We start from the raw sequence: 14,739 nt of genomic DNA, 5'->3' as shown, positions 1-14,739 counted from the left end.
CCTGGGGGGGGGGGGTGCGCTGGGCCGAGTAGCGGACTTGAGGGTATGTCGCAGCCATGGGCGGGCTGCGAAAGTGATAAGCTGTAACTTATGGTTGCGCTACCTGCCAACGCGACCCTTGTTTTCGGCCTGCCAGTAGACGATCCTTGCCCCCGGGACTTTCTCCACATGACGCCAGACGAGCCAGAGATTCTGCCCCCACTCACCAGGCATACGGACTGGTCCCAGGAGGAGTTGCTCGATCTGATCACGCGCAGCGCGGGCGCCACGCTCGCCGCCGTGGACCGCAGCCTGCAGATGATCTATGTGAACGAGGAATATGCGCGCTGGTTCGGCAGCACGCCCGAGCGCCTCGTGGGCAAGACCCTGGTCGACCTGTATGGCGAACATGACTGCGCCCGCTTCATGCCCTTTGTAGAGCGCGTGCTCGGCGGCGAACGCGTGCAGTACCAGCGCCTGCTGCGCACCCCCTACGGGTTCGACGAATGGCGCACCATCTGCCTGACGCCCTGGCCAGCCCGCAACGGCGTCATCGATGGCTTCATCACCACGGCGCTCGACGTGCATGAACTGCAGGTCACCATGAATGCCCTGCGTGCGGCCAACCAGCGGCTGTCGTCGCACATGGAGAACAGCCCCCTGGCGGTGCTGGAGATGGACCAGGACCTGCGCCTGCTGCACTGCTCGCAGCGGGCGGTGCAGCTGATGGGCTGGCTGCCGGTCGCGCACCTGGAGGGGCAGTCGCTCACGCAACTGCTGGGCCACACGTCCGACGAAGGCCTGCACCTGGCCCTGCAGCGGCTGCAACAGGGCCAGGAGGCACAGAACCGCGCCGAAACCTCCTTCGTCCGCCACGATGGTTCCGAAGTGCACTGTGAGTGGTTCAACTCCGCGCTGACCGATGCCGAAGGCCGCGTGACCTCCATCATGGCCCTGGTACAGGATGTCTCGGCCAAGATCCAGATTGCACGCCAGCAGCACTACCAGGCCAACCACGATTCACTGACCGGGTTGTACAACCGCGCAGCGTTCCACAGCCGTCTCGAACAGTCGCTGGCCCAGGTGCGCCAGAACGCGGGTTCGGTGGCACTGCTGTTCATCGATCTCGATGGTTTCAAGCGCGTCAACGACACGGAAGGCCACCATGCAGGGGACGAGGTGTTGCGCACCGTCGCCCAGCGGCTTTCCTCCACGGTGCGGGCGGGCGACACCATCGCCCGCCTGGGGGGCGACGAGTTCCTGGTCATGCTGGACCGCGAGGTCACGCGCGACGTGACCGACGCCATCGGCCAGCGCATCATCCACGCGCTGCATGAACCCATGTGGGTAGAAGAGCGCGCGCTGTACGTCGGCGCCAGCATCGGCGTAGCGATGCATCCCCCGCTCGAAGGGGAGACCGATGCCCTCATGAACCGCGCCGACCAGGCCATGTATGCGGCCAAGCGCGCCGGCAAGGGGCGGCTGCACTACGCTGAGCGCGCATTGCAGCAAACGTGATGAGCCCGCCCTTGCAGGGGGCAGATGCCCGCTGTAAGGGCATCCCGGGCGTTATTCAGCGGGCAGGCGAATGCTCTGCTGGTATTTGAAGAAGTTGGTCGGGTCGTACTGCTTCTTGGCCTGCTGCAAGGTGGGGTAGGCCGGGCCGAAATAGGCGTCTTCGAAATCCTGCAGGCTGGCATCGGGGTAGTTCTGGTACACATGCCCGTTCAGGAAGGGCTGCACCAGCTTCATGAAGCCGGCCAGCCAGGCCTCCGTCTGCGCACGCTCCGCGGGGTTGCGCCAGAACACGTCCACCACCAGGTCAGCATCCACGCGGCGGTGGATGAAGGCGCTGGCCTCGATGGGGTAGCGGTTGATGGCGCCGCCATAGGGCTCCAGGTAGGCCAGCGACCACTGGTTGGGCGAGGTCAGGAAGTAGTCGATGATGGACTGCCAGTCCGCCGGCGTGAGCGGGCGGCTGATGTAGCCCGAAGCCTTGCTTTCGGCAATGCCATCGGGCAGGTTGTCGGGCAGCGAATAGGGGTGGTCTTCGAGCCAGACGTTCATGTCCGGGTAGGTGCCGGTCTTGTCCACCAGCAGCTGCGCGCTGGGGATGGCCATGAGCGGGGCAATCGCCTGCAGACCGGCCTCGCGCGTGCCGCAGAACATGCCCTGCACCATGGCCACCGGTTTGCCGCCGTAGTAGCCCAGGTTCATCATGTAGCCGAGCGCATCGGGTGCGCCGCTTTGCATGTAGCGCTGCTGCATCATGGTCAGCACGCTGGCGGCCTGGGACATGTCCCAGCCGATGGACCAGGCCCACACCGTGTCCAGCGGAACCATGCTGTAGGTGACCTGCAGCAGCACGCCGAAGTTGCCGCCCGTGCCTCCGCGCATGGACCAGTACAGCAGCGGGTTTTCACTTTCGCTGGCCGTCACGATGCTGCCGTCGGCCAGCGCCACGCGCAGCGACTCCACCAGGTCGCTCTGGATGCCGTAGCGCCGCGAGGTGTAGCCGTAGCCCCCGCCCTGCACGAAGCCGCCCACGCACACGCTGCCGCAGGCGCCGGTGGGCACGTGCCAGCCGGTGTGGTTCATGGCCCCGTTGAAGTGGTCGAAGTCGGTGCCTGGCCGCACGTACACGCGCCGGTTCGGCGGGTCCAGCACCACGCCCTGGATACAGCTCAGGTCGATCACCATGCCATTGTTGACCGAGTAACCGGCCGTGCTGTGCCCGCCGCAGCGCACGGCCACCGGCACCTTGTACCTGCGCGCCACGGCCAGGCATTCGAGCACGTCGTTCTCGACCGCGCAGTAGACGATGATCTGGGGAAACGACTGGAAGGCGGGGTTGGACTCCTGGCGGTCCTTGTCGTAGCTGGGGCTCGATGGCAGCACCACCCGGCCCACGAGCATGTGCTCCAGATGGGCCAGCGATTCCAGTGCGATCGCGGTTTCGGAGGTCTCGCCGGTGACCCCCGCCGCATCGGCTGCCGAGGCGGCAAGGGCATGGAATTGCGCGACACGCGCAGCTTTGGCAATGCGGGCGGGACTTTTGCGATGGGCCATGGCACAGGATCCGTTGGGAAGTTGCGAGGACTCCTGTGTAACGGAACCCACACCGTTTGACCAGCAATGGATTCCCCAGGTAGCACCTGTCCCCGTGCGGCCGCCTATGCCGATGAAAGGGCCAGGTCGCCGGTGTTGCGCCGCAGGCAGAACTTGCCGCTCTGCTTGCCGCTGTACATGGCCGCGTCCGCGAGCTTGAGCAGGCCTGCGGCGTCGCTGCTGTCGTCGGGGGCGATGGCATAGCCGACGGTCAGGCCCACGTGGACCTGGATGCTCCCGAGCGAGAAGGGCAGGCGAAAGGCGTCGAGCAGCTTGAGCCCCAGTTCGTGTGCCTGCTGGGTGCTGGACATGTGGCCGGCCATCACCACGAATTCGTCGCCGCCCAGGCGCGCCACCACGTCGCTTTGCCGCACATGGCCCTGCAGTCGGCGGGTGACGGCCACCAGCAGTTCGTCGCCGATATCGTGGCCATGCTGGTCGTTCACGGGCTTGAAGCCATCGAGGTCCATCATGTAGACGGCCAGCAAGTCGCTCTTGCTGCAGCGGGGGAGGGCGGCGGCCAGGGCCATGTTCAGCCCCCGGCGGTTGGGCAGGCCGGTGAGCGGGTCGGTGTGGGCCAGCGAGTGCATGGCATCGCGCTCGCGGTTGGCGTGCAGGGCCTCCAACTGCAGGGCGTGCGTGCGCAGGCCCAACACGCGCATGAACAGCAGCATGTCGATGGTGGCGCCGAACTGGAAGGAGTGCAGTGTCCAGAAATTGACCGGTACCCAGCCGTTGATGACGCCGATCATGACGGCCGTGGTCACGAAATAGATCAGCCAGGCCGCCAGCAGGCTGGTGCCCACCCCGTCGCCTGCGATGGCCTTGCGCACCGCGCCCGGGATGCCCATGAGCGCGGGCACCAGGCCCAGGATGCTCACGATGGCTGCGATGGCGCGCGTGCTCAGCACGTCCAGGCTGTAGGCCAGGCCCAGCAGCACGCACAGCGCGGCGCCGCAGCGCATGGCGCGCAGGAAGCGGCTATTGGGCCGGTCCCCGGCCAGTGCCTGGCTGATGAACAGGAAGGAGCCACAGGTCGCCAGCAGGGCCGACAGCCCCGCCGCATGCTCGGTAAACCACAGGCTGTTGCTCCACAGGTACTGCCGGCCGATGCCGAACAGGTGCAGCGAGAACATCAGGCTGCCGGTGATCAGCAGCGCGTAGAAGATGAACAGCGGCTCGCGCAGGCTGGTCCATTGGGCCAGGCTGTAGATCAGCAGGCACAGCGCCAGGCCCGTGAGCACGCCCTGCAGCATCTGCTCGTCCACCGCCGTGGCGAGCATGGCCGACGATTTGTTGAGCGTGATCGGCAGGATCATGGCCGCCCGTGTTTCCACGCGCATCAGCAGTTCGTACTGCTGGCCGGGCAGAAATTCGAGCGCCACCGCATGCGAGCGGCTTTGCAGGGGGCGCTCCGAATACGGCTGCAGGCTGCCCAGAACGACATGCTTGGTCACATGGCCGGCACTGAGCACGTAGACGTCGATGCGGTTGAGGTCCGGGTGGTTGACGTCCAGTGTCCAGCGCCCGTCGGAAGTGAGGTGCACCAGCAGCGGGGCGCGCAGCCAGATGGCGTCCGAGCGCACGCCCAGCGTGGCGCCCTTGGATGGGGGCACCACGAAATCACCCGCACGCGCCAGCACTTCTTCGAGTCCCAGCCTGAGCGTGGGGTCGGAGAGCATGGTGACTGCGGACCACAGTTCCACGGATGCCTTGCTGTCGTGCAGCACCAGGGGCTCTGCCGAATGGGCCTTGCCGGCGCCCGCCAGCAGGCCCAGCAGCAAGCATGCCGCGACCAGCCAGAACCTGCGCAATGCAGGCAGCGGGTGGGTGGTGCGGTGGCGTAAGACGGCTTGCATGGTCAGGATGCGAGTGCCATGGGCCCGTCACCGCGCAGCAGGCAGTGTTTGCCGGTCTGCTTGCCCTTGTACATGGCGGCGTCGGCCTTGTTGATGAGCTCGCGCACGTCCTTGCCGTCGAAGGGGGCCAGCACGTAGCCGATGGTCAGGCCCACGCCCACGCGCAGGTTGCGCAGCGTGAACGGCTCCCTGAAGGCCTGCAGCAGGCCCTCGCCGATCTCCCGCGCCTGCTCGGGCCGGGTGAGCTCGGTGGCCAGGATGATGAATTCATCGCCACCGGGGCGCGCCACCATGTCAGTCTGGCGCCGCATGTTGTTCTGCAGCCGCTGGCCTACCGCCACCAGCAGGTCGTCGCCCACATCATGGCCATGCGTGTCGTTGACGGGCTTGAAGCCGTCCAGGTCCAGCAGGAACACCGCCACCATGCGCTGGGGTGTGCACTGCTCCAGCGCCGATTTCAGCGCGATCTGCATGCCACGGCGGTTGGGCAGGCCCGTGAGCGGATCGGTGTGGGCCAGCGAGCGCATGGCATCGCGCTCGCGCAGCGCCTCGAGCGTGGCCTTGCGCAATGCCTCCGAGCGCAGCCCCAGCACGCGCAGGAAGAGCAGCATGTCCACCGTGGCACCGAACTGGAAGGCATGCAGGGTCCAGAAGTTTGCGGGCACCAGGCCTTGGCTCAGCGCACCGATAGTGCCGGCACCGACGGCATACACGGTCCAGGCCACTAGCAGCGTACCGCCCACAGGGTCGCCGCGGCGCGTCTGGCGCAGTGCAGCAGGAATGCTCAGCACCGTGGGCAGCAGGCCGAACAGGGTCATATAGACGTTCGCCGCCCGCACACTCAGCAGGTCGAGGAGGAAGGCCAGGCACACAAGGGTTGTGATCACGGCGCAGCCCTGCATGGTGCGCGCATACCGGCCTTGCGGTGCGTCGCTCGCCAGCGCATGGCCCAGGAAGAGGAAAGAGCCCGCCAGCGCCAGCAACCCCGCGATGATGGCCGAGTGCCCCTCCATCCAGGCATTGCCAGGCCACAGGAACTGCACGCCGATGCCGAAGAACTGCAGGGAGAACGTCGCGCTGCCGAAAACCACCAGCGCGTAGTAGGCGAACAGGCGGTCACGCTGCCCTACCCACTGCAGCAGGCTGTACAGCAGCAGCCAGAAGGCGAGTCCGTTGAGCAGGCCTTGCAGCATCTGCTCGCGCAGTGCCAATTTCAGCCGGTGGGGCATTTCGCTGACCGTGATGGGAAGAGTCATGGGCCCCAGGGTGCGCACGCGGATCAGGACGTCGTAGCGCTGCCCCGGCTGCAAGTCGAGTGCCATGGCCGGAGTCCGGCTGGCGCCGGCTTCCTTGCCAGGCGCGCGTTGGTAGCCCTGCAAGGAGTGCTGTAGCACTTCGCCGTCCCGGGCCAGGTAAAAGTCCACCTCCAGCAGGGAGCTGTAATCGATGTTGACGATCCACTGGTTAGAGAAGGTGGCGGGCGTGACCAGGGGGAAATGCATCCACATGGCCTCCTGTCGCAGGCCCAGCGCGCCGCCGCGGCGGGCCGGCTCATCGAACCGGTCGATCCTCCCCAGCATGTCGTGGACCGTGAGCTCACGCGAGGCATCGGCTTGCACTGTGATCACCTTCCAGGCGTCCAGGCTCTGGGTGTCGGGGCCGAGTACGAGCGGGGTGGCCGCGTGCACGGGCAGTGTCGGGAGCATGAGCAGACACAGCGCGGCCACGCAGGCCATCGCAGCGCGGCGGGCCATCGAACGCATGAACCAGTGCAGCACACTCATTGATGGTTCGCAGTGGTGGTCAGATGCCCAGGGTCTGCCTTCCACCATTGGGGTGGCGCTGGCAGCCGGTGCCAGGCATCGGCAATGCAAAGGGACGAGGCGCTGGACATGGTGGTCAGGGGGCAGGGCGCAAGCTCGGTGGCGGCAGGCCTGTAGGGCCGTTTGGTAGGCGGTGGTTGCCCAGTATGCCTTCGGAAGGCGGGATGCGTGCACAACGCGTGCCGAGCAGGGGGGCGGGGCTTGGCTGGCGCATGGGGTCAGGCCGGCAGCGCTACGCTGGCTTCGTTGCGGACGAGGCAGTGCTTGCCGCTTTGCTTGCCCTTGTACATGGCGGCGTCGGCCAGGCGGATCAGCTCCCGGGGCTCGGCGGCGTCGATGGGGGCCAGGGCATAGCCGATGGTCAGGCCCACGTGCATCTGCAGGTGGCTCATCACGAAAGGTTCCCGGAAGGAGTGCAGCAGTGCGTTGCCCAGGTCCTCGGCCTGCTCGGGGCGGACCAAGTCAGCCGCCATGATGATGAATTCGTCGCCGCCCAGGCGCGCGACAACGTCCGTCTTGCGCCTCACATGGTCCTGCAGCCGGTGGCCCACGGCCACCAGCAGATCGTCGCCGACATCATGGCCGTGCATGTCGTTGATGGGCTTGAAGCCATCGAGGTCCAGCAGATACACCGCCACCAGCCGGTTGGGGGCGCACAGGGAGATGGCCGAGTTCAAGGCCAGTTGCAGGCCGCGCCGATTGGGCAGACCGGTGAGCGCGTCGGTGTAAGCCAGGGCGCGCATGGCATCGCGCTCGCGCAACGCATCGTCGGTGGCTTGGCGCAGGGCCTCCGAGCGCAGTGCCAGCACACGCAGAAAGAGCAGCATGTCCACTGTGGCCCCGATCTGGAAGGAGTGCAGGGTCCAGAACGACAGTCGGGCCCAGCCTTGAACCAGGCCCACCATCACAGCCGCCGCAACGAAGTAGGCGATCCAGGCGGCCAGCAGCGTGGCGCTCACGGTGTCTCCCTGGCGCACCCTCTTCAGGGCCAGCGGCAGGCTGATGAGCGAGGGTAGCGGGCCGAAGATGCTCAGGAAGGCTGTGGCCTGCCGGGTGTCGATCAGGTCGGCGAGGAAAGCGATGCCCACCAGGCCGCACAGTGCGCCGCCCCCCTGCATGATCCGCAGGAAACGGCTTTGCGGATTGTCCCCCGCCAGGGCGTAGCCCATGAACAGGAAAGAGGCCCCCAGGGCTAAAAGCCCCGCAGCGCTGGCGGCGTGGACCTCCATCCATTGGTTGTCGCTCCACAGGAACTGGCTGCCGATGCCGAAGAACTGGAGCGAAAAGCCTGCGCTGCCGATGACCAGCAGGGCGTAGAAAAGGAACAGCTTCTCGCGCTGGCTGGCCCACTGGGTCAGGCTGTAGACCATCAGGCACAGGGCCAGGCCGGCCAGCAGGCCCTGCAACATCTGCTCGCGCAGGGCCAGCGGCAGCAGCACCGGCGCCTTGCTGATGGACATGGGCAGGATCATGGCGCCACCGGTGCGCACCCGCACCAGCAGCCCATACGGCTGGCCCGGCTGAAGGTCCAGCATCATCGAGTGCGTGCGCCCGCGCAGCGGCCGTTCGGAGAAGGGGCGCAGGTTGCCCAGCAAGGCCTTCTGCACCACCGCACCGCCCTGCGTCAGGTAGAAGTCCACCTCGTTCAGCACGGGGTAGTCGATGTTCACGATCCAGGGATGGCCCGGTGCCTGCGCCACCGCCAGCGGGACGTGCAGCCACACCGCATCCTGGCGCACGCCCAGCGTGCCGGCGGCCCCCCGGGGCGCTTCGAACTCCGGCAGGCGCGCCAGCACCTCCTGCGCCGTGAGCTGCCGGGTGGGGTCCACGAGCAGGGTCATGTGTGGCCACAGCTCGCTGCTGGGGATGCCCTCCTGCAGCACCAGTGCAGGGGCCGCAGCCTGGGCGCTCAACGCAAGCGGGGCCAGCAGCAGCAAGGCCAGCCATGCCAGCACCAGGCGGCACCACCGCGCGCCAGCGGCCCGCCACCCGCGTGGACGCGGTTGCCGGGGGGCGGGCATGGTGGGGCCGCAGCGGTTCACTATGCCGCGTCCTCGGCGGTGTTGGAGAGGTTCACGCTCCAGCTGCCGTGCTTGGTGAAACGGTCCTCGATGCGGTTGATCCACTTGGGCGCATTGGGGTCGTCGCTCCAGTTGTGCACCACACCGTCCACCTGGTTGAGCAGCTCGCTGGGCAATTGCAACGGCCGGGTCTGGCTCATCAGCACGCGGCTCATGAAGTGGTAGCCCAGGATGCGCGTGAGCGTGCGCACGATGGAAAAGCGCGGCAACACCAGGCGCAGCACCCAGTCGATAACCCGGGCCACCAGCAGCACGCCCCAGAACAGCAATGCCGACGACCAGGGAACGCTCTGCGTGAGCCCCAGGTCGCCCGCCGTGGCGCGCCCGCACAGAAAGCGGGTCATCAGCTGCGGAAAGGGCTTGGCGATGTCCCAGGGGATGGAGTTGGCCATGGTGGCCATGAGTGCCTGGCCCAGGCCTGGGCGGGGATCGGGCGTCACCGGCTCGGCGCGGCCGCGGGCCTGCATGCGGGCCATCAGCTCCTTGCCCTGGTCCATGGTCTCGACCATCAGCCCGCGCTCGATGCCCAGGATGTGGCCGACCACGTTCCAGGCGTGCAGGTAGGCCTCCTCGTCGTTTGGCGGCAGGCCGATGCCCAGGCGGCGCATGCTGCGCAGGAACACATAGCCGAAGGTGAGCAGCGTGTAGGCCAGCTCTTCCTGGTTGCAGGGCAGGCCGTCGTGGGCCAGGTCCCAGCCGCGCGCGAACAGCGCCTGGTACATCGTGGGCTTGGTCGGCAGGCCCGGCAGTTGGCCAAGCGTGCCTGCGCCTACGATGTTCACCTGCGCCAGCAGGTCCTTCACGGCCGTCTGTGGTGCGCCGCGCATGATCAGGTTGCGGATGGTGGCGTGGATCAGCCGCACCTTGAGGATCTGCGCCACGCCTGCGCCGTCGTCGCTGGTCAGGCCGCCATGCATCATCACCGGGAAGATCATGGCAGCGGTGGAGCGGATGCGGTACTCGGTGTGCTGCTCCAGCTGGCCGGCGGTGTGCAGCACGCTGGAGAGATCGGGAATCACATAGCACTCGGGCAGGCTGGCGCAGAACAGCAGGATGCACGACAGCGCGCCGTGGTCGAAGAACAGCTTCTCTGCGCGCTTGATCTTCTCCTGGTCCGCCCAGTCGGGCAGCGCCTGGCCGGCGGCGAGGTAACCCTGCAGGGCAGCGGCTATCGCCTCGTTCGTGCCTGCGGGGGCCTGCCAGTCGTCAATGCTGGCGTTGGTGGTCCAGGTGACAAACAATTCGTTGACGGCGCTGATACGTACCCACTGGGTTGCATTTTTGTCGGGGATGCCCGGTGGCCAGGGGCCCAGGATGTCGTCGATGGTGCCATCGGCCAGCGGGTCCGCATGCCGCTGCATGGAGGCCAGGGCCGCATCCGAGATGGCGGGCGTGCTGTGGTCGTTCATCGTGCGGCTTTCAACTGGTTGCGCCAGCGCTGCAGGCCACCCAGGGCGCACAGCAGCGGTATGCCCATGGCAAACGGAGCGATGGATTTGATCTCTACCGGGTGGCCCAGGAAGACCTGGAACACGATGCCGGCGCTGTAGATGCCCAGCGGCACGGTGGCGTGGCGCGGCAGGAAGTTGACCGAGCCCGCCTTGAGCGGCATCTTGCGCGTGGAAAAGCGAAAGGCGCAGATGATGCAGAAGCTCACGAAGACCCAGCCGAAGAAGCCCTGCACGGTCTCGCCGAACCAGGCGCCGTCGGTCTTGGTCATGATCCAGGCCTTGAGCACGTACACCAGGTAGGGGTCGGCACCCAGATCGAAGGCCGTGACGATCATGGCCGCCAGGAATGACAGGAACACCGCATTGCCCACCCCGGGCGCGCCGTCCACCGGTGCCTGCCAGACGATGAGGTTGCTGATCACATAGCCCGCATAGGTCAGCGCGAACCACATCATCGGGATGACCACAGGCACGCCTACGAAGCGCAGGCCCAGCACGTCGGTATAGGTGTAGCTGCCGAAGAACCAGCCATGGGTGCTGCCCATCTGCTCGGCAAACCAGCCCAGGGAGACGGAAATCACCAGAAAGTGCAGCGCAGCCGCAGCGCCCAACAAACGGGCGGCACTGGCCCAGGTGGCGGCGAACATCAGCACCGAGGCGATGGCGATGGCCAGGGTGACGCCTTTACCGGGCCCTATCGAGGTGTAGATCAGGTAGGCGGATACCAGCGCGAAGATCAGCACCGGCAGACGGACGGTCAGTGAATTGGAAGCAGGCATGAAACGTGTACACGCTGTTACAAAACCCCAGTGTAGGGGATTGTTGCGACAGATCCCCCGCTTTTTTGTCCTGAGAATCCGCCAACAGCGCGCTTTTCCCCCTCTATTTTTCGGTTCACCATTGTGGCGTCAATTGCGCGCACCCGTGAATAGACAGGAAGGATTAGGAACGCACCCCATTCAGGGGACGCTCCATGTGCAAAAAGGTCCCGGCTCCCGGCTGTGCAGGAGGCCGGTACAGCGGCTTAGCCGTGTGCGACCACGGCGGCCAGATTCAGCAGCGAGGCCTCGATGGCGGCGGCTGTGGCCAGGGGTTGTTCCATGGGAAAGAGGTGGCTGCCGTCGAGCATCATGGTGCGGCCTTCGGTGACGCGCAGCGTCATGGCCATGCCCACCTGCTTCATTTCTTCGGAATCGCGCCCGCCGATGAAGGCGGCGGGGCACTGCAGCGGGTGCCTGCTGAGCAAGCGGCCCAGGTTGTGGGGCAGGGTGTTGTAGATGGCGGTCTCCACCGCGCGGTCGAAACCCAGCACGCGCTTGCCGTCCTGGTCGGCCAGGCCGTGGGTGATGTAGTCCTGCAGCACCTCGGGGTGCCAGCGCGCAAAGGCCTTCTTGCGGCGAAAGTGCTCCAGCGCCTCGTCGCTGCTGGCCCAGGAAAAGCGCCGCTGGCGGCTGACCTTGCCGGGCGAGATGGAGCCCACCACCTGGGTGCGCTTGGCCACGTCCAGCGCATTGGCGCGCCAGCCGCCGATCAGCGGCGAGTCGATCAGCAGCACGCCGCGCACCAGGTGCGGGTGGCGCGCCGCCGCCATCACGCTCAGAAAACCGCCCAGCGAATGCCCCACCAAAAAGACCGGCTCCCCCAGGCGCTCCACCTGCTGGCCCGCAAAATCCGCCAGGTGCTGCACCAGGTGCGGCCAGTTGTTGGAGACCGGGTACTCGGGCTCATGTCCGTACCGCTCCACCGCGCTGATGTCGAAGCCGCGCTGGCGCAGGAGCTTGAAGAGAAGGCGGTAGGTGCCCGCAGGGAAACTGTTGGCGTGCGAGAAGACGATAGGGAGCATAGAGGGGGAAACGGGAGGGGGGCACGGCGGCAGGCGCGCCCGGCACGCAGAAGGTGGGAATGGATCCGACGTGCCCGAGCAGGTTGCGAAAACGCGTTCGATCTAGGCGCAAAGCACAGCCATAGCTCGGGCTATGGCGCGCATTTGCAACGACGAGCGGGCGTGTTTTCGCAGCATGAGCGGGTATGGCGGATTCGTTCTCACCTTCTCAGATGAGCTTGTCCAAGTGGTTGGTGATCTTCTTGAGCGCCTTGCTGCGCGACGGGTTCACCATGATGGGCACGGTCGTGTCGCCACCGCCCCAGGCCGGGTCCTCGATGCTGTCGAACACCTCACGCAGCTTCTGCCCCCAGTTGTCGTGCAGCATGCGGAAATAGGGGTTGTGCTCGTCGATGCAGATGATCTTGTCGGTGGCGAAGCGGTCCACCTCGTACACCACCAGATCGAGCGGCAGGCCCACCGAGAGGTTGGACTTGAGCGTGCTGTCCATGGACACCAGGGCGCATTTGGCGGCCTCGTCCAGCGGGGTTTCGGGTGTGAGCACGCGGTCCAGCACGGGCTTGCCGTATTTGGACTCGCCGACCTGGAAGTAGGGCGTCTCGGACGTGGCCTCGATGAAGTTGCCGGCCGAATACACCTGGAACAGGCGCATGCCCTCGCCCTTGATCTGGCCGCCGAAGACCATGGACACGTTGAAGTCCACACCCGAGCGCTTGAGCGCTGCGCCATCGCGCTCGTGCACATGGCGCACGGCGGCACCCAGCACGCGCGCGGCGTCGAACATGCTCTTGGCGTTCCAGATGGTGATGGGTTCTTCCTCGTCGCGGTCGATGATCTGCTCGGTCTGCAGGATTTCACGCACCGATTGCGAGATGGACAGGTTGCCCGCGGACAGCAGCACCATGAAGCGGTCGCCCGCCTTCTCGTACAGCATCATCTTGCGAAACGAGCTGATCTGGTCCAGGCCCGCATTGGTGCGGGAATCGGACAGGAAAACCAGCCCGGCATTGAGTTTGATGGCGACGCAATACGTCATGGAGGCTTAGGTCGGCAAAAAGGAAGGCATTGTGGGGCGCCAATCGACGGAGCGAGGGGCTTGGCTAGGCTCTTAGGCCCTGCAGTGTGCACCAGCCTGGGCATCGGCGCTGCCGGGGCGTTTCAAAAACAATAGCTAAAGTGCCAGGCGGCGCAGTGGCAACCCCCGATTTTATGGCCAATCCGCCGCGAAGCACTTTCCCCAGGCGACGCCATTGCCCACAGGACACAAAATCTGACATCCCCACGGCGTGTTGGCTGACGTGAATTCGCGCCGCCATGCTTACCATCGTTCACAACTCATACCTGAAGGCGGTACCTTGTTCCAATTTCCTACCCTTGCAAGGCCTGCGCTCGTGCCGCGCAGCATTCTGGTGGCTGCGGCCATTGCGCTGACCGCCTGCGGTGGCGGTGACAACAAAAGCGATGGTGACGCCACGGTGCCGCCGCCGATCGCTGCGGCAGGCGACCTCAAATCGGCTGCGCTGCTGAACACCATCACCCCGGCCCAGATCACCGAGGCGCTCGCCAAGGACGCCTCCAAGGTGCAGGGCATCGTGCCGCGCTACTCCGTCACCTCCTACCGGCTGGAGTACCTGACCTCCGACGCCCAGGGGCGGGAGGTGCGCGCATCGGGCCTGGTCAGTGTGCCCGTCAAGGCGCTGGGCGCCAAAAGCCCGGTGCTGGGCTACCAGCACGGCACCATCTTCACGAGCGCCGAAGCCCCCAGCAACAACGCGGTGGGTTCCGAGGTCGCGGTGGTGATGGCTTCCCTGGGCTACATCGTCGTGGCGCCGGACTATGTGGGCTACGGCGTTTCCAAGGGCGTGGCGCATCCTTACCTGCTCTCGGGCCCCACGGCGGCGGCCACGCTGGACATGCTGACGGCAGCGCGCACCTGGCGCAGCCAGGGCAATGCGGCCGACAACGGCCAGCTGTTCCTCACCGGCTACTCCGAAGGCGGCTACGCCACCATGGCGGCCCACCGCACCTTGCAGGCCGGCACGGCGCCCGAGCGCCAGGCCCTGCGCATGGTGGTGGTGGGGGCTGGGCCCTACAACGTGCAGGCCACGCTCGATGGCTTGGTGAACGTGGTGCGCGATCGCGAGCCTGTGCTCGGCGCGCTGATCAACCCCGGCTTCCTGCGCTACCTGGGCGGCAGCGTGCAGCGCGAGGTGCGCCGCGCCCTGCTGAAAGCCCTGCTGCCCGATGAGGCCGACGTGACCTTCGACAACCAGTTCATCGACAACTTCCTGGCCGACGACGTGCAGGCCGTGGCGCGCGTGAGCAGCGTGCACGACTGGAAGCCGCAGGTGCCCGTGCGCCTGTACCACGGCCGCGACGACATCACCGTGCCCTATGGCAGCTCGGTCACCACGCTGCAGGCCATGCGCGCCCAGGGCGCCGGCGACCTCGTGACCCTGACTGACTGCACCGCCGTGCCCTCCAGCCACATCGGCTGCGTGCCGCCGTTCATCAACTTCATGCTGGGCCAGCTGGCGCCTCTGGCACAGGATCTTTGATCCCTCCACGGGTGCCGCCTCGGGGTGGGGCGGCATC

The 14,739-nt window shown here is 66.4% G+C and carries 10 protein-coding genes; 2 read left to right on the top strand and 8 right to left on the bottom strand.

The window, feature by feature from the left end:
- The first annotated feature begins 168 nt into the window (after positions 1-168).
- Positions 169-1,497, top strand: coding sequence for a diguanylate cyclase domain-containing protein (locus ASE31_RS08415; protein WP_057201203.1), 1,329 nt, complete (start codon positions 169-171; stop codon positions 1,495-1,497).
- Positions 1,498-1,548: 51 nt separating this feature from the next.
- On the opposite strand, the gene ASE31_RS08410 is transcribed toward ASE31_RS08415, so the two are convergent.
- The 8 genes from ASE31_RS08410 to ASE31_RS08375 all read right to left on the bottom strand — a co-directional run bounded on the left by ASE31_RS08410 (position 1,549) and on the right by ASE31_RS08375 (position 13,180).
- Positions 1,549-3,048, bottom strand: a complete 1,500-nt coding sequence (locus ASE31_RS08410; RefSeq protein WP_057201202.1) for an FAD-binding oxidoreductase — start codon at positions 3,046-3,048, stop codon at positions 1,549-1,551.
- Positions 3,049-3,152: 104 nt separating this feature from the next.
- The gene (locus ASE31_RS08405) at positions 3,153-4,946 is read right to left on the bottom strand and encodes a diguanylate cyclase (RefSeq protein WP_057201201.1); all 1,794 of its coding nucleotides are present in this window, start codon (positions 4,944-4,946) and stop codon (positions 3,153-3,155) included.
- A gap of 2 nt (positions 4,947-4,948) precedes the next feature.
- Positions 4,949-6,730 carry a diguanylate cyclase gene (locus ASE31_RS08400; protein ID WP_057201199.1) on the bottom strand — a complete coding sequence of 594 codons (1,782 nt, stop codon included), beginning with the start codon at positions 6,728-6,730 and terminating at the stop codon, positions 4,949-4,951.
- A 257-nt stretch (positions 6,731-6,987) separates the two neighbouring features.
- Positions 6,988-8,790, bottom strand: a complete 1,803-nt coding sequence (locus ASE31_RS08395; protein ID WP_057201373.1) for a diguanylate cyclase — start codon at positions 8,788-8,790, stop codon at positions 6,988-6,990.
- 20 nt (positions 8,791-8,810) lie between these two features.
- Complete coding sequence (locus ASE31_RS08390; RefSeq protein ID WP_057201198.1) at positions 8,811-10,259, bottom strand: oxygenase MpaB family protein; 1,449 nt, start codon at positions 10,257-10,259, stop codon at positions 8,811-8,813.
- Positions 10,256-11,080 carry a carotenoid biosynthesis protein gene (locus ASE31_RS08385; RefSeq protein ID WP_057201196.1) on the bottom strand — a complete coding sequence of 275 codons (825 nt, stop codon included), beginning with the start codon at positions 11,078-11,080 and terminating at the stop codon, positions 10,256-10,258. Before ASE31_RS08385 ends, ASE31_RS08390 begins: the two co-directional genes overlap by 4 nt.
- Positions 11,081-11,325: 245 nt before the next feature.
- A complete protein-coding gene (locus ASE31_RS08380) occupies positions 11,326-12,144 on the bottom strand; it encodes an alpha/beta fold hydrolase (protein ID WP_057201194.1) in 819 nt (272 codons plus the stop codon).
- A gap of 208 nt (positions 12,145-12,352) precedes the next feature.
- Complete coding sequence (locus tag ASE31_RS08375) at positions 12,353-13,180, bottom strand: proteasome-type protease (protein ID WP_057201192.1); 828 nt, start codon at positions 13,178-13,180, stop codon at positions 12,353-12,355.
- Positions 13,181-13,535: 355 nt separating this feature from the next.
- Here ASE31_RS08375 and ASE31_RS08370 point away from each other — a divergent pair, with 355 nt between their 5' ends.
- Positions 13,536-14,702: a S9 family peptidase gene (locus tag ASE31_RS08370; protein ID WP_235514351.1), complete on the top strand. Its 1,167-nt coding sequence runs from the start codon at positions 13,536-13,538 to the stop codon at positions 14,700-14,702.
- Positions 14,703-14,739 lie beyond the last annotated feature (37 nt).

The sequence above is a fragment of the Acidovorax sp. Root217 genome (assembly GCF_001428645.1).
GTDB lineage: Bacteria > Pseudomonadota > Gammaproteobacteria > Burkholderiales > Burkholderiaceae_C > Acidovorax.
The sequence above is the reverse complement of the archived record's forward strand: the minus strand, read 5'-3'. Positions and strand labels throughout refer to the sequence as shown.

What these genes read in the sequence shown, in the direction of transcription:
- ASE31_RS08385 (WP_057201196.1), bottom strand. Translation starts at nt 11,080, where the DNA reads ATGCCTGCTTCCAATTCACTGACCGTCCGTCTGCCGGTGCTGATCTTC.
- ASE31_RS08415 (WP_057201203.1), top strand. Translation starts at nt 169, where the DNA reads ATGACGCCAGACGAGCCAGAGATTCTGCCCCCACTCACCAGGCATACG.
- ASE31_RS08375 (WP_057201192.1), bottom strand. Translation starts at nt 13,180, where the DNA reads ATGACGTATTGCGTCGCCATCAAACTCAATGCCGGGCTGGTTTTCCTG.
- ASE31_RS08410 (WP_057201202.1), bottom strand. Translation starts at nt 3,048, where the DNA reads ATGGCCCATCGCAAAAGTCCCGCCCGCATTGCCAAAGCTGCGCGTGTC.
- ASE31_RS08405 (WP_057201201.1), bottom strand. Translation starts at nt 4,946, where the DNA reads ATGCAAGCCGTCTTACGCCACCGCACCACCCACCCGCTGCCTGCATTG.
- ASE31_RS08400 (WP_057201199.1), bottom strand. Translation starts at nt 6,730, where the DNA reads ATGAGTGTGCTGCACTGGTTCATGCGTTCGATGGCCCGCCGCGCTGCG.
- ASE31_RS08390 (WP_057201198.1), bottom strand. Translation starts at nt 10,259, where the DNA reads ATGAACGACCACAGCACGCCCGCCATCTCGGATGCGGCCCTGGCCTCC.
- ASE31_RS08380 (WP_057201194.1), bottom strand. Translation starts at nt 12,144, where the DNA reads ATGCTCCCTATCGTCTTCTCGCACGCCAACAGTTTCCCTGCGGGCACC.
- ASE31_RS08395 (WP_057201373.1), bottom strand. Translation starts at nt 8,790, where the DNA reads ATGCCCGCCCCCCGGCAACCGCGTCCACGCGGGTGGCGGGCCGCTGGC.